The sequence below is a fragment of the Dysgonomonas reticulitermitis genome (assembly GCF_054601275.1).
Window position 1 is genome coordinate 1 of sequence record NZ_BAAHWU010000047.1, and the last position, 22,258, is coordinate 22,258.

Annotated in this window: 12 protein-coding genes and 3 pseudogenes; 12 read left to right on the forward strand and 3 right to left on the reverse strand. The window is 41.8% G+C overall.

The features are described from left to right. Positions 1–146: 146 nt before the first annotated feature. The 9 genes and pseudogenes from ACYPZI_RS12995 to ACYPZI_RS13035 all read left to right on the forward strand — a co-directional run bounded on the left by ACYPZI_RS12995 (position 147) and on the right by ACYPZI_RS13035 (position 19,369). On the forward strand, positions 147–3,377 hold the full coding sequence (locus ACYPZI_RS12995) for a SusC/RagA family TonB-linked outer membrane protein (RefSeq protein ID WP_459602287.1): 3,231 nt from the start codon (positions 147–149) through the stop codon (positions 3,375–3,377). 22 nt (positions 3,378–3,399) lie between these two features. Then, positions 3,400–5,274 carry a RagB/SusD family nutrient uptake outer membrane protein gene (locus ACYPZI_RS13000; protein ID WP_459602289.1) on the forward strand — a complete coding sequence of 625 codons (1,875 nt, stop codon included), beginning with the start codon at positions 3,400–3,402 and terminating at the stop codon, positions 5,272–5,274. 19 nt (positions 5,275–5,293) lie between these two features. Then, positions 5,294–8,401, forward strand: a complete 3,108-nt coding sequence (locus tag ACYPZI_RS13005; RefSeq protein WP_459602291.1) for a SusC/RagA family TonB-linked outer membrane protein — start codon at positions 5,294–5,296, stop codon at positions 8,399–8,401. 64 nt (positions 8,402–8,465) lie between these two features. After that, positions 8,466–10,148 carry a RagB/SusD family nutrient uptake outer membrane protein gene (locus ACYPZI_RS13010; protein ID WP_459602292.1) on the forward strand — a complete coding sequence of 561 codons (1,683 nt, stop codon included), beginning with the start codon at positions 8,466–8,468 and terminating at the stop codon, positions 10,146–10,148. A 31-nt stretch (positions 10,149–10,179) separates the two neighbouring features. Next, a complete protein-coding gene (locus tag ACYPZI_RS13015) occupies positions 10,180–11,244 on the forward strand; it encodes a DUF5627 domain-containing protein (RefSeq protein WP_459602294.1) in 1,065 nt (354 codons plus the stop codon). Positions 11,245–11,279: 35 nt separating this feature from the next. After that, on the forward strand, positions 11,280–12,872 hold the full coding sequence (locus tag ACYPZI_RS13020) for a hypothetical protein (protein ID WP_459602296.1): 1,593 nt from the start codon (positions 11,280–11,282) through the stop codon (positions 12,870–12,872). Positions 12,873–12,892: 20 nt separating this feature from the next. Then, positions 12,893–15,481, forward strand: coding sequence for a BACON domain-containing protein (locus ACYPZI_RS13025; protein ID WP_459602298.1), 2,589 nt, complete (start codon positions 12,893–12,895; stop codon positions 15,479–15,481). Between the two features lie 120 nt (positions 15,482–15,601). Continuing rightward, positions 15,602–16,048: pseudogene (locus ACYPZI_RS13030) on the forward strand (SGNH/GDSL hydrolase family protein); the annotation flags it as partial. A gap of 54 nt (positions 16,049–16,102) precedes the next feature. Beyond that, on the forward strand, positions 16,103–19,369 hold the full coding sequence (locus ACYPZI_RS13035) for an alpha-mannosidase (protein WP_459602300.1): 3,267 nt from the start codon (positions 16,103–16,105) through the stop codon (positions 19,367–19,369). Between the two features lie 204 nt (positions 19,370–19,573). Here ACYPZI_RS13035 and ACYPZI_RS13040 read toward each other — a convergent pair whose 3' ends face one another. After that, complete coding sequence (locus tag ACYPZI_RS13040; protein ID WP_459602302.1) at positions 19,574–19,810, reverse strand: hypothetical protein; 237 nt, start codon at positions 19,808–19,810, stop codon at positions 19,574–19,576. Here ACYPZI_RS13040 and ACYPZI_RS13045 point away from each other — a divergent pair. Next, on the forward strand, positions 19,809–20,024 hold the full coding sequence (locus ACYPZI_RS13045; RefSeq protein ID WP_459602303.1) for a hypothetical protein: 216 nt from the start codon (positions 19,809–19,811) through the stop codon (positions 20,022–20,024). The two genes, ACYPZI_RS13040 and ACYPZI_RS13045, sit on opposite strands and share 2 nt — an antisense overlap. Here ACYPZI_RS13045 and ACYPZI_RS13050 read toward each other — a convergent pair. Continuing rightward, positions 19,992–20,726: pseudogene (locus ACYPZI_RS13050) on the reverse strand (site-specific integrase). The gene ACYPZI_RS13045 and the pseudogene ACYPZI_RS13050 sit on opposite strands and share 33 nt — an antisense overlap. A gap of 774 nt (positions 20,727–21,500) precedes the next feature. After that, positions 21,501–21,797: a beta-galactosidase small subunit-related protein gene (locus ACYPZI_RS13055; protein WP_459602305.1), complete on the reverse strand. Its 297-nt coding sequence runs from the start codon at positions 21,795–21,797 to the stop codon at positions 21,501–21,503. Between ACYPZI_RS13055 and ACYPZI_RS13060 the strand changes: the two are divergent. Both ACYPZI_RS13060 and ACYPZI_RS13065 read left to right on the forward strand, forming a co-directional pair. Then, positions 21,776–22,009, forward strand: a pseudogene (locus tag ACYPZI_RS13060) (beta-phosphoglucomutase); the annotation flags it as partial. The gene ACYPZI_RS13055 and the pseudogene ACYPZI_RS13060 overlap by 22 nt on opposite strands. A 2-nt stretch (positions 22,010–22,011) precedes the next feature. Then, positions 22,012–22,258: hypothetical protein (locus tag ACYPZI_RS13065; protein ID WP_459602307.1), on the forward strand; the 247-nt coding region annotated here is incomplete at its 3' end.

The window sequence follows — 22,258 nt, forward strand, 5'->3', positions numbered from 1 at the left end:
TAAGGAAGAATTGTGTAATAATTAGATGGAGACAACGTTAATCCTCATTGATGTCCAATATAACCTTTCAGGTAGAACTACTAATTTGTGTTTATGTTAACCGGTGAAGATATTTATTTTTTAACTAATGGATTAATTTACTTATCATGAAAAACGATCTGAAATTAAAAAACGATCTGATTAATTCCTTATGTAAAGTCCATGCTTGGAAAAAAGCTGTGTATGCTTTACGAATAATCACGAGCATTTCCGTTTTGACACTTTTGCAACCTATATCATTTGACTTATTTGCCCAATCCGGCGGTTCGAACCATAATGAAATTCTTCAACATGAATTTGTCGTTAGCGGGACTGTTCGCGATTCAGATGGTCCATTGCCTGGTGTAAGCGTTGTCATTAAGGGAACTCAACAGGGTACAATGGCTGATATTGACGGAAAATTTGCCATTACGGTACCTGGCAAGGAATCTGTATTGCAATTTTCAATGATAGGATATAATCCTAAGGAAGTCATCGTTGGTGATCAAAAAATACTGAATATCATTTTATCCGAAAACACCATAAAACTGGATGAGCTTGTGGTAGTTGGTTATGGTACACAAAAAAAGCAGACCGTAGTAGGCGCTATCTCGCAAATAAAATCGGATGATTTGATGCGTACGGGGGGCGTTACGAGCATTTCCAATGCGCTTACTGGCTTGGTTCCAGGCCTTGCAACCTTGGACTATTCAGGGAAGCCAGGTTCTGATGCTGCGGAGATTATTATCCGAAGCAAATCGACATGGAATGGTTCGGAACCGTTGATTTTAGTTGACGGTGTGGAACGCAATATGAATGATATCGATATCAACGAAGTGGAGAATATATCTGTTCTCAAGGATGCTTCTGCTACAGCAGTATTCGGCGTAAGAGGCGGTAATGGCGTTATACTTGTTACTACGAAACGTGGTAAGGAAAGTAAGCCTGTTCTCTCTGTATCGGCTAATATAACCGCCAAGGGACTCTCAAAGGTTCCTCGATATCTCAACTCATACGATGCGCTATGGCTTCGTAATCAGGCAATTGAAAACCAGCTTGGGATTAGTTCGGCTAGCAACTGGTCAGATATAACTCCCATAGAAGCACTTCGCAAATATCGCGACCACACTGATCCAGAGATTTATCCGGATGTTGATTGGCAGAGCGAGATGCTTCGTCAGTATACTTGGTCGCAACGTTACAACATAGACATGCGAGGAGGCACAAGCTTTGTTAAATATTATGCTTCATTAACCTATACATACGATGGTGACATACTCAAAGGCCAGGATTTTGGACAGAAATATATTCCAAAAAATGACTATTCACGTTACAATTTCCGCCTTAATCTGGACTTTCAACCTACAGCCACGACTACTTTTGGGGTTGACTTCGATGGGGCGCAGGGTATTGAGCATACTACTAACTGTACAGCAGCTTATCTTTGGCCCGGGATTTATGGTAAAGGGCCCGACCTGTTTCCTGTGCGCTATTCGGATGGCGTGTTTGCCAACAATATTGCTGGCTACAACCCGTACAATCCGGTGGAATACTACAATTTTAGTGGATATTCAACGGAAACACGTACAGACATGAATGCTAAATTTACCTTGAACCAAAAACTTAATTTTATAACGAAAGGCCTTTCGTTTAATGGATTAGCAAATTTCCGTAATTATTATATCAGTGATGGCCCCAAAATCGGTGATAGCAGGCCAGTCACTAAGTATATCGACTGGCGTACAAGAGAAGTTACTATAAATACTCCTTCCACCGGAGACAAAACAGGCTTTGATTATGTCCCTGTTCCACCATGGATATCTATCGAAGAAATCAAATCCTCCGGCAGTACTGTACAGCTCTACAAAGACTTGATGTACCAGTTCAGCCTGAATTATTCCCGCGAGTTCGGTAGTCACAAAATTGGAGCAATGGGGGTATTCAAGCGTACCGACAATGCTATGGGACAGGCATTTTCTACATACCGTGAAGAATGGGCAGGCCGTGCTACATACGACTATCTTGGGCGGTATCTGTTTGAAGGAAATGTCGGCTACAATGGTTCAGAAAAGTTTATCAAAGGCAAAAAGTTCGGTTTCTTTCCGGCTGCTGCTTTGGGCTGGGTGGTAAGTGAAGAACCTTTTTTTACAAAACTGAACCTTAGCGAATATGTCAATCTTTTTAAACTGCGTTATTCTTGGGGGAAAGTCGGAAGCGATAATAATATTCCTCGTTGGCTCTACGTTACACAATGGAGCAGCGTTGCTAATAGCGCATCGTTGGGAACACCTATTCAGAGCAATTCGTTCTACCCCGGTTACAAGATAACGACAATAGGTAATCCGGATGCCCGCTGGGAAACGGCTATCAAAAACGATATGGCTGTTGAAACCGCTTTTTTGAATAATCGTCTTACTGCAACGCTCGATTATTATTGGGGACGCCGTTATGATATCTTTATGACCGCCGCTCAACGCAATATTCCCGATTGGTTCGGCGCCAATCCCGTTCCTACCAATTTAGGGCGTACATCAGAAAAAGGATGGGAATTGGAGGCTCGTTGGAATGCAACTATAGGCCCGGACTTCAAATACAATTTGACGGCTATGTATTCCAACTCTCAAGACAAAATTGAATATATAGAGGATCCAGAATTTACTCCAGCATATCAGAAGCTGGCAGGCTTTCCTATTGGACAGCAATACGCTTATATTGATAAGGGTCCTATATCCAGTTGGGATGAGATGTATACCGGTGTTAAAGGGATAAATGAACCGGGTAATTATATTCCCGGTATGTTACAACTTGTGGACTATAACGGCGATGGGGTCATTGATGAAAATGACAGGGTTCCTTATGGCTACTCCAACCATCCGAACCATACAATAAACTTTATCATAGGCGCTGAATGGAAAGGTTTCAGTTTTATGCTACAGTTCTATGGCGTTACAGGCATCACTTTAGCTCAAAGCGCCTATGAATTTTCTGGGCCTGCTTACTATTCGGTAGTAGATCGCAATATTGTAAATGACTTTTGGTTGCCACAACTCAACCCGGACGGAAGGTATCATGCACCTGTTTATAAATTAGGTGGAGATGTGGGAAATTCCGGTACCTATCACATGGTAGACGGAACCATGTGGCGGCTTAAAAATGCAGAGATTGCCTACCGTTTCTCCAATTCTTTCCTTAAGAAATTTGGTATTGAAAGCATGCGCATATTCTTAAATGGAAATAACCTTTGGCTCTACTCACATCTGAATGAAGACAGAGAGACAGGCGGAACACGCGACAACGATAATGTACAAAAGTATCCTATGTCGAAAAGGTTCAATATGGGTGTTAAAATTGAGTTCTAATCACAGTTAAATAGAAACGATCATGAAAATAATAAAATTTCTGTTCATCATTGCATCTCTGTTCTCTGTAGCCAGTTGCGAGGATTATCTCGAAAAGACCCCAAGCTCGGATATCAGCGATGCACAAGTATTCGGTTCTTATCGTAACTTTCAAGGTTATCTCGACGTGCTCTATGGCGACGGACTGATCGTCTACCATGTGCAAGCTTATACCTCGTCTTTCGATTTTGCAGACGATGTAGACTGTAACCAGTCTTATCCATCAGGATATGTCATTCCGCACGGAAACTATATGTGGATACATTCTAATCTAGATCAGAATCCATTTGTAACAACAGATAAATCTGCTCATTTCGGATTGTGGGATCAAGGATGGACCAATATTCGCACTTGTAACTATGGGCTGGCGAATTTGGATATGTTGACGAATGCCTCGCAGGAAGAACACGATAAACTTAAAGGGCAAATGTTCTTCTTTCGTGCATGGAACCACTTCGAAATTGCCAAATATTGGGGTGGATTACCTTATATTTCAGACATATTAAACCCCGATTCGGATATGAAACTTCCACGCCTTAGCTATAAGGAAACATTGATGAAAATAGTGGACGATCTGACGAAAGCGGCCGAGTTGCTTCCCGAAGCATGGGAAGATCCTGCTGTTAATAGGGGACGTGTAACAAAAGGCGCTGCGCTTGCGCTCAAATCGAGAGCATTGCTCTATGCTGCAAGCCCGTTAACGACCAAATTAGAAACCGGAAATGCCACATATGACATCGAACTTTGCAAACAGGCTGCACAAACGGCTTACGAAGTAATTAAATTAGCAAATAAAGGTATTTACAAACTTGTTCCATGGAGCGACTATTCTTACCAGTTCGCCGATTGTCGCCCGCGTGCTACAACATTAACAGTCTATACAGATGAGACTATATTTGCCAAGATTAAACCTGCGAGTACTACTGGTAATTATCAATTCAATAACTTCGGTGTTGGGCGTCTTCATAACAGTGGGCGTTTTGGTGGTAATTCTGTAGTGACTTCACCCACAGCAAACTTCGTTAATCTCTACGAAACTGCTACCGGTTACACCATCGCTGATGCTCCGGCAGGAGATTACAATCCGCTTATCCCTTGGGCAAAGCGCGATCCGAGGCTTTGGAAAACTATTTTGGTAGATGGCGTAAAGTGGGTGAGTAGTCCGGCTACTAATTTTCCAGAGGCTCAATGTTACATACAACTCTATACCAATGTAGGCGGCAGTACTGAGACTGGTCTTGACAGAAATACCCAGTCCAAAACTGGTTACCTGATTCGCAAATATATTCCTTTCAAGGCTAATAACAAAGAAAATGGTACCGGTGGTACGGAGTACCAAAACTTCCGTTTCAATTGTCCCTATATTCGCCTTGCCGAGATGTATCTTAACTTCGCTGAAGCTGTTAACGAGACTTATGGTCCTACAGTATCACCAACGGATTTTAGCGCCGATGGAATGACTGCGCTTGATGCCATTAATACTTTACGGCGTAGAGTAAAACTTCCGGTTAGTGAAGACTTGAAGGTTGCCGAGCAGATTTATGGCGATGAATCATTGCCTGATGTGAAATCTCAGTACTATATTAGTAAAGAAATCTTCAGGGATCGCATACGTAATGAACGTAGCGTGGAGTTAGCTTATGAAGGACAGCGGTTTGTTGACCTTCGCCGCTGGTATTTATCTCATTTGCCAGAGTACAAGCGCCGTTACGAACACCAGTTCAATAAAGAGCATACGGTTTGTAATACGGTATTGCTTTTTGAAGGACAATTTGAAGAGGGAAAACATTACTGGTTCCCGTTCAAAAGATCGCTAGTCAATCAATACGAGGCTTTCAAACAAAATCCAGGATGGTAATATGCAAAAAAGAATAATCATGAAGAAACATATTGTAACCACAATTATACTTATTATGCTGGTATTGCCCGTTATGCAGTCGGCCGCTCAGCAGAAAGATAAAAAGGTTGATAAAATATCGGCTAAAGTGGCCAATGCATCGAATGTACCCATAGTGGGTGCTACCATAACTGCCATGGAAGGGCGTTATGTTGTACAGAGCGACCGTTCCGGTTCGTTCAATATATTGAGCCAAACCTACGATTCTATTTTTGTTGAAGCTCCAGGCTATATTTCTCGGTCAATAATGGTTCCTGACCTTATGGCTATGCAGGGAATTGTTGTACTCCAGTCCGAAAATTACATGGATAGCAAAAGTGATCAAGTAAATGTCGCTTTTGGAATACAATCCAAACGCCGCATTGTAGGAGCAGTATCCAATATTCGTATGGATGATTACAAAGATATCTACAACGACCGAAATTTTTGGACGTTGGTCAATGCCAACAGTTTGGGCAACTTTTCTGCTACAGACGTGCGCGGTGGTGGCAGCGTCATCCTTATCGACGGTTTAGTACGCAATTCGCAAGGTTCGATTGTGAACTTGAGTGATATGCTCAATGCTGACGAAATAGAAGAGGTATCCATACTCAAAGATGCCACATCTAAAATGCTCTACGGTTCGTTGGCAGACAAAGGGATCATTATGATCAAGACGCGCCGAGGCGAAGCCTATAAACGCAAAATGAACTTCACCGTTGAAACCGGATTTGGAGCGCCTATCAGTTATCCGAACTACCTTAAGGCTGCTGACTATATGATACTTTACAACGAAGCACTTGTAAATGATGGCCAAGTTCTCAAGTACTCATACGAGGATATAGAGAATATGCGTAAAGGTGTTGACCCTATTGCATATCCTGATGTAGATTACTACCGTAAAAACGAATTCCTCAATTCATATAAACCCCAACAGCGGTTTCAGGGTGAGTTTATCGGTGGTAATTCAATAGCAAAATATTATCTCAACCTGGGTTATATAAATACTCAGTCGTTGCTTAAGCAAGGAGAGGGAAGCAAACAATCAACCAATCGCTTCAATGTGCATGGCGCTGTGGATATTCAGGTAACAGACTTTATCAAGGTTACTCTTGACGGTATGGCCATTTTCAACGCAAATCACGGACCTCACTGGAAAACGAAGAATTTCTGGAATCTGACAACTTCGGAACGCATTAACGCTTATCCGTTGTTGATTCCTATTGACCGTATCCGTCCAGAAGATGCCGCAATTGTGGAAGAAGCCCGTAACCAGCGTTCGATAATCAATGGTGCTTACCTTGTAGGTGGGTTTTTGGGCTTTACGCAAAACAATCATCAGAATATTTATGGCGATCTCAATTTGGGTGGCTACGAAAATACAATGGATAGGTTGATGAATGTCAATATAGGCATTAACGTAGATCTAAAAAGTATTATCAATGGATTAAGTTACCGCACTTATTTCGGTACCGACCATTATAATAAATATACCTCTTCGCAGCAGAATGAATATGCTGTTTATATACCTGAAGTACAAAGCGATGGGAGTATCAAAATCACCAAGGAAGGCCATAATAACTTCGTAGGTAAACAAAATATGACCGGTGTTAGCTTCAGCCGGCGCTATGGTTGGACAAATACCCTCGCTTATGGCCATACTTTTGCCGAGAATCACGATTTGAATGTTGATATTAACTCCATTTATTATATTTATAAGGAGAGTAATGCAGCATACTCTGACCGTAATATGAATTTTGGCTTACGAGCCAATTATATGTATAACAAGCGCTATGTTGCCGAATACAGTTCAGCTTACATTGGTTCCTCTTATTTAAAAGCCGGTAACCGCTGGGGGTATGCTCAGGCTTTAGGGGCTGCATGGATTGCGACCGAAGAGGATTTCTTAAAAGGTATACGTGGCTTAGACTACCTTAAATTAAAGGCAAGTTGGGGTAATACCAAGAGCGACCGCGGCGATGGCTATGCGAACTATCATCTTTTTGAAAATACCTATTCCCTTGGTATAGCATACGGTTATGGAGATGGTGCCAATTCTAACAATCTGATGAATATCAGCAGTGGCAATCCCGACCTTTCGTTTACTCAATGCAATGAATTTAATGTTGGTTTCGAAACTTCGTTGATCAAACGTAAATTCTTTATCGAAGCTAATTATTTCAATAATTTGCGTTACGGTATTGTGCAACACCTTACCAGTTCTTATCCAGCTTATCTGGGTGGCGGTAATTTCACTTCTTCGGAGAATTATGGACGCCGGCGAGAACAAGGATTTGAGATAGGGATTAATCTCCGACAGAAAATCGGTCAACTTACATTTGACTTGGGATTGAATGCGATATATTGCTCTCCAAAGATACTTCGTATCGATGAGGAGAATTACGGTACCGGCATGGATTATCGCCAGAGTGCAGGCAAATCATACTGGTCGGTATGGGGATTGCAGGCCGATGGGCTTTATACACAAGCTGATATTGACAAAATCAACGACCCCAATGCTGATGTTGTACGCCCGGGATATGGTATTGTGCGTGCAGGCGACATCAAATACCTCGACTTGAATAATGACGGGAAAGTGAATGAAAGTGATATGACGGTGATCGGTTCATCGCATGCTACTTCTGCTTATTCATTTACATTGAATGCCTCGTGGCGTAACTTCAATCTTTGGGCCTGTTTTGATGCTCAACTCGGGCGCAAAACCATTGATGGCAGTAACAACGTAAACGATTATTATTGGATTAATGGAGAGAAGAAATACCCTGCTCACATTCTGGATCGTTGGACAAGCGAAAATCCAGATGTCAATGCTGCTTATCCACGTTTGACTGTGAGCGAAACAGGAAATAACTACCGGAATTCGACTTTCTGGGTGAACGACAAAAGCTATTTTTCAATGCAAGCAGTCCAACTCACTTATTCTTTCGGCAAACATATTGCCAGTGCTTTGGCTGCGAAAAAACTTATGGTTTTTCTTCGTGCCAATGACCTCTTGAAAGTTGGCCCAAATGCAGATGTGTTACGGCTCAATGTAGGTTCAGAACCGCAAATGAGATGGTATTACATAGGTGTTAAAGCACAATTCTAAGAGTTTATTGTAAAATATACAAAGCAAATAATTATAATTCAATAATTTACAAAATTATGAATAAATGAAAAAGAGTATAATAAAAATAGCATTGATCCTTTCGGGGGTATTTATGTTGGGATGCGATAATTTCCTTGACCCCGATATAGATAATACATATGTTGAAGAAGATGTACTCCAAAGAGCAAAATATGCAGAAGGCATTTTGCTAAACGCATACAGTAGCCTTCCGGATGGCTTGGCTTTGAACGATGTAGCCAGCGACGATGCCGTAAGTAATCAAACAACCGGAGGCTCAGGCAATTTCCGTAAGGCGGCTACAGGTGAATGGTCGGCATCTTTCAATCCTTTTTCTCAATGGAGCTATTATACGGCTATTGGCTATTTGAATTTCTTTTTAGATGAGATTGTAAACCAGACAATGTGGTCGCCTACTGACTCATTGAAGCAAGTAAATTTCCGCCGCAGGCTCAAAGGTGAAGCCCATGGTCTGAGGGCATATTACTATAGTCAGTTACTGAAAAGCCATGCCGGCATAGGCGCTTCATCCGGTACGTTACTGGGTGTACCTATGGTACTCTCATCTGATCGTACTATCCTACCTCGCGCCTCATTCGATGAATGTATAAGCCAGATACTTTCCGACATTCAGTTTGCTGTTGATTCATTGCCCGATCTTTATGTGGAAGCTCCTGTTAATGATCTGGGAAAAGCAGATATGGATGCTGTCTATGGACCTAATTTTAAAAACCGGATGTGTGGTAGAATAGCTAAAATGATTAAAGCCCGTGTGTTGTTGCAGGCTGCTAGTCCTGCTTTCAATCCAACGGATGACCCTGACAAATGGGCTGCAGCAGCGGATGCCGCTGCAAATGTAATAGATGCTTTCGGAGGTGTTTCCGCATTAGCGGCTACGCGATTGGATTTTTATCTGAATACGAATAGTTCAGATCATCTTTGGCGTAGAGATATTGCGAATATTCGCGGTTGGGAAGTAAGCAATTTTCCTCCTTCGCAAAATGGGAATGGAGCGACCAATCCATCACAAAACCTGATTGATGCCTTTCCGGGCGCAAACGGCTATCCCATCAGCATTTCTACTTCTGGATATAACGAGGTTAGTCCTTATACGAACCGCGACCCACGCCTTACGAAGTGGATTATTCGTAATGGGACTACTTTCAAAGGCGTTGCGATATACACGATTGACGGCCCGATAGATGGTATAGGAAAGGCATCCGAACGCTCGACTCGTTCCGGCTATTATTTACTCAAGCATATGAATCCAAATGTTTCGCTGGTTTCAGGTTCGGAAGTCAACCAGCAACATGCAGTTAATCTGATGCGCTACACCGAAGCATATTTGATTTATGCTGAAGCTGCTAATCGTGCATGGGGTCCAGATGGTAAAGGCAGCCATGATTATTCGGCAAGGGATATTATTTCAAGGCTTCGCTCTACAGCCGGTATTACCGACAGCGACCCTTATTTGGCTTCTCTGACAAGCAAATCTGATTTTGAGATGCTCGTGCGTAATGAGCGCCGTTTAGAGCTATGTTTTGAAAATTCACGTTTTTGGGATATACGTCGTTGGAGAGATTTGACAACAATGAAAGCCGAAGTCAAAGGTACAGATGGTGTTACCTCTTTTGTGGTAGAACATCGTCCTTTTTCCGACTATATGATTTATGGTCCTATACCTGCAGATGAGGTACGCAAGGGGCTTGAACAGAATAAGGGGTGGTAACATCCAAAAAGAAAATAAAAATATGAAAAATATGAAAAATATGAAAAAGTTCAATTCCATTATTTTAATAGCGCTATCGGTAACGTTTTTCTCTTGTGAAAACGCTCCTATTAGCTTTGATGATTTTGAGAAGCAAACGATCTATTTTCCAATCCAATATCCAGTGCGTACCATTTCGCTAGGCAATGACTTGGTGGACAATTCTATTGATAAGGAACACAGATTCCATATAGGAGTATGTGTAGGTGGTTTTTATGAGAACAACGATCGTAATTGGGTGATCAATTATGAAGTTGACCCTTCGTTAGTGCCCGATGGCTATCTGATGCGTGATGGCGCTATACTGAAGGTACTTCCAGCCAATTATTATACGCTTAATCCTACAGGGAGTGTAACGATACCAAAAGGTTCGCTCAATGGGTTGATTAAAGTGCAGCTTACAGATGCTTTTTTCGAAGATCCGTTGGCTGTAACAGGCCAATATGTCATTCCGCTTCGGATAACCGATTCGTCTAATTCAGACAATATTTTGCACGGCAAGTTGACGGAAGGCGTGCCGACTCCTTCGGATGTTCATGATCCTGCCCAATGGGAAACGCTACCGATGGATTATACACTCTTTGGTGTAAAATATGTCAATCCGTACCATGGCAAGTGGCTTCGTAGAGGTAAATTGACTGTGCGTAACCAAAGTGGACAAATAGTGGATACGAAATATTACCATGGCCAGTATGTGGAACAAGACGAATTGGTTTCGCTTTCCACGGTTTCGCTCAAAGCCGTTATCTCTTCTATGAGTATCGATACAGAGACGTTTAACCTGAGATTTGAGATCAATGATAACGGAGAGATAGCTGTCAGTTCCGGTGCCGATTCTCCGATAGAGCTTACATACGGTACTGGATTATACAAGGAAAACGACGATACTTGGGGAGGGACTCCTGAAAAACCTACACCAAGAGATGCCATATACCTTGACTATTTTTACAAACGTACAGCAGGAGCTAATACGTTTACTTGCGAAGTATGCGATACATTGGTATTCCGCGATAGAGGCATTGCTTATGAAGATAAGCGTCCAACAATTGTAAAATAACTAATTATTAACATTTTACTAAATAAATGTATTAAATGGAAAAGGTGATCATATATACCTTATTAATGGCTTTGGTAATTGGATGCAAAGGAAACCCGGATTATCCTGAATTGGTAAATCCTCCTTTGGAAAATCAAGATCCGGATTTGAAGTTAGCCATTTATAATGATCCTGCCGGATTCCCCGGTGTACCACAATCCTCAATCTATGAGGTTACACTCATTCAGGATAGCCACCGTACCAAGGTTCCTGTTTTTCAGAATACTTGCCCTGTTTATGCGGCCGGTTATATGGATATGACTACTACAGATCGTGGCCCATTGGATATGTTTTCAGGACGGAGTATTAGTTGGATAAACTTTTCTTTTAACAAAGAAGTTACCGTTGAGGTAAAGGTGCTGGATCAAAATAAAGTGCCGGTCGATGCTTCCAACGTTAGGATATTGCCTACGCGTTACGGTATAACTCCTTCGGTAAAAAATAATATAATAACCTTCATCATAACTCAGCCCGGACAGTGTTCGGTTGAAATCGGTGCCAATGGTTACAAAAACGGCTTGATGGTTTTTGCTAATCCGATGGAGGCCAATGTACCCGATTTGGCGCATGATGACAGCTATGCAGTTTTGGATCACGCAACTACAGCAAGTATGACTGGTATATCAGCCACCAAAACGGGTCTTTATTTCAAGGCTGGAGTTCATGATATTGGCGTATATGCAGTACCTGCAAATATCAAAAATATTTATCTCGAAGGAGGGGCTTGGGTTTATGGGGCCATTCATCTTTCAGGAACTCGTAGCAATACCGATGTAAAAATCTTTGGACGTGGCGTACTTTCGTCAGGACATTTGAAATACCGTGAAGCTTACTGTATAGGTACGCCTCAGGATGGTAGCACAGCTGCCAATCGAATTACTGTTGATGGGATCACCGTTGCTGACCCAAAATATTTCGCCATTAGGCTGATTGGTTCAAATAATACAGTTTCTTGGACAAAAGTCATTGGCGGTTGGGTTTACAATTGCGATGGTATCGCTGTTTTCGCCAATTCGACTGTTAAAAAATCATTCTGTTGGGCTAATGACGATAATATTAAAGTCTATCGTGACAATATTACTGTGGAAGATATGGTTCTTTGGCAATTGAACAATGGTGGCACTATTCAGATGGGGTGGGATGGAGCACAAGCAACCGGCGTAACGATCAAAAGAGTTGATTTGTTACATGCCGAATGGAATAACTCGGCTACCAACCGTGGAGTACTTAGTTTTGTGGGTAATCGCTATGCTAATGCTAATTCGAATTGCTGGCAAAAAAATTTGACCATAGAGGATCTGGTAACAGAAACTTTTGTGCGCTTAATCTGGCGTATTTCGCCCGAGCAAACCATTACAAATGTAATTACGCCTGCTATGGTCGATGGTTTGACAATGAAGAATTGGACAGTGTTGATGGATGAGGCGCAGAACTCCAAAAACTACATCGAAGGCGTTTCGAACGATTACGTGATGAAAAATTTTGTCTTCGACAATGTCAAGTTGAATGGTACGAAGTTGACTGGAGATAATTGGATGATACAAGGCAATTTTGAGGTCAAGAACTTGGAGACGCCGACTTTCAAATAAAATATAAAAATATTAATGATATGAAAAGGATTTTGAAATTATTTATCTTGAGTAGTTTGGCGCTATTCTATTCATGTGATAAGGACAATGCTGAGCAAGATTCATACGAAACTTCGTTTTCTGTGCCTACACAAGTATATAAAATCAATACTGCTGCAGAGGGCTATAGTATTACCGTCGAGGCTTCCGATGATGTTTCATGGAAGGCAGCAATATCTACAGAAAGCGGAAACGATTGGGTAACCCTTGTGTCGGCGTCTGGTAAGGGTAACGGTTCAGTGATCTTTGACCTCAAAACCAATGAAGGAAAAACGAGCCGTTCAATGGAGGTTACTTTTACGGCTTCTTCCAGTAGTTCATCGACTTCCATACCTCCACAGAAATGTATTATTTCCCAAATAGGTACAGATCCTGTTATCGAAATCTATCCTGTGGATGCAGAAACTGTTCCTACGTCAGCTAATCAGAACTACACCATTGATGTCACTTCAAATGTGGAATGGACGGCTTTGGTACAGATCACATCAGGCTCTGCAGGTTGGATTAGTATAACAGATCCCGCAGGAATTTCTGTTACGGGCGTAGGCCAGATTAAACTCAATATCCTTGAAAATACCAATGTGGAATCCCGCTTGGCAGTTGTTACTGTTGTTTCGACTGAAAATCCGGCGCTCAATAAAACTCTTACCATTACACAGGAAGGGATCATACCTTCAATCGTCATATCGCCTACTGGTACGGCTTCAGTCTCTGCAAGCGAAAAAAGTTCTTACAAAGTTACTACGGTAACTTCTAACGTGGAATGGATAGCTTCAGTCGATATAGCTTCTGGTGATGAAGCGAATTGGGTTACTATTGCATCTCCTACAGGTGCACATCTGAGCAATGGTGACATTCTCATTAATGTAAAGGTGAATGATGGCGCGGGCAAGCGAACAGCAGTTCTGCATATCAAATCAACAGCCTTTCCAACAGATGATGATCTTAACAAAACGCTCACTATTACCCAAATTAACGCCGACGCTATGCCTACTATATTTATAGCCGACTACACAGCTCTTACAACAGGACCAGCTATGATGAATATTTCACCTTCTTCTGTGGGAGCGCCTAAAGCAGCACAAGACTTGGCGGTCGACGTTACGTCCAACGCTACAGGTGCTACTATAAAGTTCAGTGAGTCGCTACATGCAGGCAACTACATGATCAATTCGATCACGTATGGTGCGAATCCGGCTATTCTTGTTAATGCCATTTTTACCACGGACAATGTGGGTACAGTTATTTTTGTGGAACGCTGGGATAAACATTTTAACTGTTTTGGTGGCAACTTTGTTGACCGTCCGGTTACCATTGACAATCTTGCCGATCTCAATATTTTGCGAACAGCTGTAAACGCAGGTAATAATTATGCAGGAATCATGTTCAAGCAGACGGTTGATATCGCATTGGCCGGTAATTGGGTTCCGATAGGTAATAACGCATCCGCACCTTTTGCAGGTATTTACGATGGTGACAACCATAAAATTACGAATTTATCTATTTCTTCGGGTACTATTGGAGCTCTTTTTGGAAATATTGGAGGTATCAATATCGATTCGGTAGCTGTGATTAAAAACCTGACCGTTGAAGGTTCGGGTGCTACTGCCGATGTTACGGGAAGTAGTGCAGCAACAGTTGCCGGTGTAACAGCAGTTGTTACAGCCAATACCTTGATTGATAATTGTATCAACCGCGCCAATATTACAGCTCCCGGAGCTAGTAATATTGGTGGCTTGGCAGGTACATGTACAGGGAATAATATTACGATCAAAGCAAGTAAAAACTACGGCAAGATACTTGGTGCAACTGGCAAAAACGGCGGGATAGCAGCGAACCTAACCTCTACGAGTTCCGAAAATATCGCTATCACAAGTTGTCATAATTACGGCGATATGGATATTGCATCAGCAGCTGCAAGCGTTACCGGCGGTATTGTGGGATGTGCTGTCTCTCCTGTTAACGCAGAGATCAAATGGTGCAGTAATCGAGGAAATATCACCATCAGCGTTAACTCTACTGCAGGTACAGGTGGCATTATAGGCACCCTTGTAGGTAATACTGTCGTTAGGGAATGTTTCAATTTAGGAAACATTATCTCCTTTACCAATACGGGAGGTATTTCGGGATTAATGAATAATACTGCAGCCATATACAATTGTTATAACAAGGGAAGTATTAGATATGGAACTTCTACTGCTGTCAATAACAGCGCAATAGCAGGAAATATGACCAACGCGAAAGCCAGGCCAGTAGAGTATTGTTATAATGTGGGTGAAGCTACTACGACTGGTACCGGTAATAAAAATTACGGTGGAATAGCTGCTGCAAATTCTCTAACTAACTATACCGATCTCACAGGCGTGAAAGAATGTTTCTATGAATTCGGCAAAGGTTATGCAGGAGGAATAGGTGGGAACAAGTATCCTCCGACTGATGTTGTTGGTCAAGCTGAAGGTAAAACCACTGCGGATATGCAAACAACTACTCCATATACAGCAAATTGGAGTACTTCTATCTGGCAGTTTACAGCCGGACAATATCCGACATTGAAAAATAATCCTGAATAGGATAATTATGCAAGGCAGAGAATGTGTCAAAAGTATATATATGTAACATTTTATTAGATATATAGCCTTTTGATACATCTTTGATTTTTTTGATAATATTAATGTTGGTTAAATCGTGAAGTCATTAATCTGGGATTCAGTGGAAATGCGCTATTAGATTACGAAATAGCCGAATTAATAGCTGAATGCGATACATTACTCTATATTTTAGATTTTATATCGAATGTGGATGTGAAGCAAATCACTGAAAAAGCAGGGAAATTTTATCGAATATTGCGTGATGTACATCCTAATACGCCGATTGTTTTTATTGAGAATCCAATATATCCTCATTCCAAATATAATTTGAACCTTCAGAAAACGATTCAGGAAAAGAATAAAGCCCTGAATATTGTTTTCGATGAATTGAAAGCAAAGAACGAGCAGCATATTTGGTTGATACATGCTGTCGGAATGACAGGATTGGATGAAGAAGCTACGGTCGATGGCATTCATTTTACCGATTTAGGATTTATACGATATGCCGATTTTTTATATCCCAAAATTCAAGAAATAATTGGAAAATAATAATAAAATAGTTTATAATTTCAATCTGCATAAGCAGGTGAAAAGATCAATAGTATGAAAAAAATTCTGATGATTTTTCTTATAGGATTGCCGCTTATAGGTATTGCCCAGCCTACCTCGTTAAGAGCACCTTATAACATAACGAAGGGGCGTGTGCTCTATACTATAGGTTACACACACCTCGATACACAATGGAACTGGGATTATCCTACCACTATCAATCAGTATATCAAGCGGACAATGACTGGAAATTTTGCTTTGTTTGAAAAATATCCCGATTTTGTTTTTAATTTTAGCGGTTCACGGCGTTACGCAATGATGAAGGAGTATTATCCCAATCTTTATTCTCAATTAAAAGATTATGTCGCCGCCGGACGCTGGTATGTGGGAAGCGCCTGCGTGGATGAAGGTGAAGTCAATATTTCTTCCTCCGAGTCAATAATGCGGCAGGTTCTTTATGGTAATTTATTTTACAAGCATGAGTTCGGTAAGACAGTTATCGATTACATGCTTCCTGACTGTTTCGGCTTTGTGGCTACAGTACCGAGTGTTCTTTCGCATGCCGGAGTGTTGGGCTTTTCAACTCAAAAACTCACATGGAAATCTGCCACTCCCATTCCGTTTAATGTAGGCTTATGGGAAGGCCCCGATAAGAAAAGTGTGATTGCTGCCCTTAATGCTACCAACTATGCCGGGCGTATTCCCATCCGCCTCGATCTCGACTCCGCATGGATAGTACGACTCGACAACGATATAAGTAAGTATGGACTTCATTTCGATTACCGTTACTATGGCATAGGTGACCGAGGTGGTGCACCTCGTGACGAAGATGTACAAAACCTGATGAATAGTTTGCACAATAAGGATAGTAAAATCCGTGTGTTACTCACTTCTTCCGATCAAATGTACCGAGATATTACTCCGACCATTCGTAGAAAAATGCCAATTTATCGCGGAGACTTGTTACTAATTGAGCATAGCGCCGGAAGCCTCACTTCGCAATCGTTCCTTAAGCGTATGAATCGAAAAAACGAAGTGGCGGCAAAAGTTGCCGAGCAAGTTGCAGTAATGGCTGACTGGACAGGTACGATGCCTTATCCTTTCACCAAATTCAATGCTGCGTGGAACTTGCTACTCGGTAGCCAGATGCATGATATTTTGCCGGGGACAGCAATCCCTAGCGCCTATGAATATACATGGAACGATGAGTTTATTGTTGCCAATCATTTTGCTTCAACACTTACAGGAGCTATTAGCTCCATTTCGCACAACTTGGACACACGTGTCGAAGGGCGTGCTGTGGTTGTCTATAATCCCGTAACTACTGCCCGTACGGATGTTGTGAACGTATCACTCCCCGTTTCCGGTGATGTTTGCGGCATCCAGGTTAAAGATCCGCAAGGGAATATTGTACCTTCTCAAATCACGAAACGCAATACAGGTTTGATAGATTTTATTTTTATAGCATCGGTACCTGCCTCATCACTGACTGTTTTTGATGTACAACCTGTTTCGAACACATTGATGGATGCCCTAGATGACTTGAAAATAACACTCTCCGGTTTAGAAAACGAATACTATTCCGTAAAAGTTGCAGCGAATGGTGATTTAGCTTCTATTTACGACAAAAAAGTAGGGAAAGAACTTCTGGCCCATCCGGCTTCGCTTGAATTTTTGCGCGAAAGCCCTGTTCAGTGGCCGGCATGGAATATGGATTGGGCTGACCGCCAAAAGCCACCAATAGGGACGATGAGTAATAACGTTTTTATTAAAATTATCGAAAATGGCCCTGTTAGGGTAGCGTTGGAGATCAACAGAGGGGGAGAAAATTCAAAGATTGCGCAAATTGTATCATTAGCTTCTGGCAAAGCAGGTCAACGCGTGGAAATTTGGAACTGCATTGACTGGCAATCACGCGGAGTAAGCCTCAAAGCTTCTTTTCCACTGACGGTATCAAATGCCGAAGCTACATATTCTCTAGATAATGCAGCTGTTAGACGTGGCAACAATAATGAACGAAAATTTGAGGTTCCATCGCGTCAATGGTTCGACTTGACCAACCGGTCAGGCGATTACGGGGTAACTATCCTTGAAGATTGTCGTTATGGATCCGATAAACCCAATGACAATACGATGCGTTTAACGTTGATGTACACTCCTGTGGCTAATGTTGATCGTTTCACATATCAGGCTACGCAAGATTTTGGTATTCACAACTTCAAATATGGACTCTATGGTCACTCCGGAAACTGGGATAGCAGTTCAGCATGGCAGGCTAAATTCCTCAATCAACCGTTATTAGCCTTTGAAGTAGCAAAACACGCCGGTCAGTTGGGAAATAATGTTTCGATGGTTGCTCCTTCTTCACATCAGGTTGATGTTATGGCTTTCAAAAAAGCCGAAGAGGGTGATTATTACATTGTACGCTTGAATGAACTTACCGGTCACGAAGCCAAAGGAATTAGCGTTGGTTTCTTTGCACCAGTAGCCGAAGCTTTCGAAGTTAACGGACAAGAAGAACAGATAGGTAAAGCAGTTGTACGTGATGGCAAATTGGAGACTGATATGGAAGCTTTTGCTATACGTTCATTTGCAGTGCGTTTCGCTCGTATTGATGCGCCTCTTGTTTCACTTGAGCAAAAACAATTGGCTATTGAATACAACGCGGACGTGGTGAGTGCCAACGGTTCTCGTAGTGATGGCCAAATTGATGGGGAAGGTTATACGCTGCCTGCCGAACAACTTCCGTCACAAATATCGAGCGAAGGTATTGTATTTACGCTTGGCAATACAAAGGATGGCGCTAAGAATGCAATCGAATGCCGTGGCCAGGTAATCAATTTGCCGGCATTTGGGCAAAATGGTAAACTCTTCTTATTGGCGATGGCTGAGACTGATTCACGCGGATGGTTTTCCGTAGACGGTCATGCAACCGAACTTGCTATACAAGGGTGGAATGGCTTTGTAGGGCAGCACTATGGGCAAGTGATTGTAGATGATAGCACACGTTATAAAATGCTTTCTATTGAGGAACCTTATGCCAAAACCGACAATATAGCATGGTTTGCCTCGCATTATCACACTCCTCAAGGTGATGCTTCGTACAAATATTGCTACATTTATAAGTATTGCCTTGATTTGCCGGTAGGTGCACATACGTTGATATTACCCAACAATCCGTCTATAAAAATTATGGCCATTACAGCTTCCACCACAAGTGAAGAGGCTACGCCGTTGCAAAAGTTGTATGACGATTTCGCCGACTATCCACATTTTAACCTTCGGCGTACGGAGCCGAAACCAACTCAAGCTCACAGATAAAATAAGTATCATGTTTTCTCTTTTCGATATCGATAGAGAAAACATGTTTACCAAAGCGGAGAAGATGTGTTTTTTTATTGCCAAAAGGCAGTTTTAGGGTGGCTGTTGTATTGGTTAGTACTGTATGTTTATCGTAATTTTTTTATTCGCTATGTGCCAATCCGATCATATTGTTCCGTAGATACTTTCGTAGGAAGCTTTTACTTATTTTAAATCACCAATCGGCCGCGATTCTATAAAAAAGTGGCGAAAGCTAGGATTTGTTCCATCAGGACATATGCCGGCTAATGATTTCCACAACCATTCTTCTATTTGTCCCATCATGAAATGATCCCATGAATTTCCATTTCGAGTATCCCACTGTTCTGTTAATGTAGTATAACGGATGATGACGCTTGTATCGCTCCATATGTATTTACAGGTAAAAAAAGGATAAGCCATGAATGACAAGACAAATGACAGGATAATTACAAAAGACGATAAGCGGCTTGTGGTTCTGCTTCAAACAATTGACCAACTGTCTGATACCATAGGAAATATTTCCCGCAACCTCAAGCCCGGGATCGAAGACGAACAATACCTCAGGAAGAACACTATGAAAATAAACGCTCAGGCAATCTATTCAAAGGTATTTGAACTGCTCGATATTTTGTAAGATATCCGACAGGTTTCCCATATCCCTGCTTACCTTTTCATTCGTTATTTTGGCATACCGTTGCGTGGTCTTTATGCTCTTGTGCCCCATCGTCTTGCTAAGCGATTCGATGGGTACGCCGTTGGTCAGGCAGATTTCTGTCGCATAGGTGTGCCGGCTTTGGTGCCAGGTCACTTCCCTGGTTATACCTGCCGCAAGGGCGATTTCCTTTATCCCGGTTTCGAGGGTCGTATAGCAGGGAACCGGAAGCAGTTTTTTCTCCTTCTGTCAGGCCTTCGTATTTTTTAATGATTTTTTGCGGAATATCCATCAAAAGGACATTGGATGAAACGGAGGTCTTCTGCCTGCGGGTGATGATCCACGGATTGCCGTCAATAGGGTTTCACCGCGCAGGTCTATACCAAGGAAGGAGTTCTTTACTTTTTCGGCGGTAACATACGAGTCCCGCTCCAATACCTTTTTGTAATGCCTGTCTATCCCTGCTTTGATTTCATCCAGCAGGCTGTTGATTTGCCTGGCATAATCGCTGCGTCCCGCCGCACGGTTGTAGTTCGTTTCCCACAGGCAGGGGTGGACGGAGGCCTTGCAACTGAACTGCGCGATCATCCCGTCGATGGTAATCCTTGCCATGATGGGGGCTTCGCCGTCCCTGTTCAGGTTGTTCTTCTTCAAATAGAATAATACTTTAAATGTACTTCTCATACAATAACTCAATTAAAGTTTCAAAATTATTTACCATTGAGTTATCTGCCGCTACGCAAAATACGGCTAATCAGCGCTAACAAAACTTTTGACTGCTTTTTACTAGTGTTTTATTACCTTTACCTGTACAAAGCCAGGATCACTATAAACAACCGTATGCCAATCAAAGGTTTACATACAACGTTCAGGTATCGTTTATCAAGCCGGAACAGGGGAAATACAGGTAACGGTTTAGTAACTGTACCCTGTCCAAAATGGGTATTTTCCGGTCTTTTCCGGCTTCATCAATCTGTTTACTTTTGATTAAAAATACTGAAAATCAGTTAGTTTGCTTTAATTTGCGCAAAGTTGCTTGTGGGTATTGATTTTTAGTTAAAATAAGTACAGATTATAATGTATTGTCGCATATGTTTTTTCCGGTTTGTCATGCTGACGATAGGAAGCATCTCCTGTCTCCCGGGTATCGGGATCCTTCCCTGCGATCAGGATGACAAAGAGAGTAGCCGCGCAAGCAAGAGGCTAACGGCTAAAAGCTAAAAAATAACTGTGGAGTTTGTTACTTTTTAGTTAAAAAGTTACGAGTAGACGAGATACGAGGTACGAGTTGTTGACTGTAGACAACCCTTCCAATGGGTAGAGCAAAAGGGGGGTCCGATTTCAGTCCGGTTACGTAGCCTATTCGTTCATGGATTATAGCCGGTTTTTCCGAACTCTTATTTTTCGTTCCATGTTTTTCATGTTTGGGAAATGAGAATTTTAATTCAATATTTTATCCTAAAAGTATATTGTATCGATTGGTATGTTACAATTAATCGTGAAACTATATTTGTATTCTTTATCTTTGAACCGGTACTGTTCGAGAGGTCTTGCACCCCATGAATTTAAACCAGCCACTCCCCTTTGAAATAAATCGACACATAATACGACTTCTTTTCGTGGAAGAATATCCGACCAGTGCTGCTGCTTCTTAGTTTTTCCTGCGTCAAGGTCTTCCGGTCTAAAATTAGTTGCACTTACCGATAAAGGTTGCTTCCCTTTCAGATAAATACCCTTATCTTGCGGGATTGGCAAAGGCCGGGAATCTGAGGTCGAATCAGGCTATAGTCGTAGAGAATGCTCCCAGAGGTGTTGAAGCGGCTGTTGCTGCCGGTATTTTCACTATAGCTGTTAATACGGGGCCAATGCCAGATAAGATTTTGGCTGATGCCGGAGCTGATATTGTTTTACCGTCCATGAAAGCGTTATTCGATAATTGGGATGAATATAGGAAATCACTAATCTAAATATGATTGAAGAAAAGAGTATTTTTGATGAATCTTTTTTGCCTGCTCGATTAAAGAGGCAGAATTTTAAGTTAGCGATTGTAATTTCGCTTGCTTTGATAATAATTCCGATATTGGGTATTGCCTATATCTATATAGTGAACGATCCTATAGGTAGTGCTTTTGTATTGGCTGGGATACAGCTTATTTGTTATCCTCTTGTTATTATTCAGATGTTATGTTTACATAAATATCTGGGCAATTTCTTAA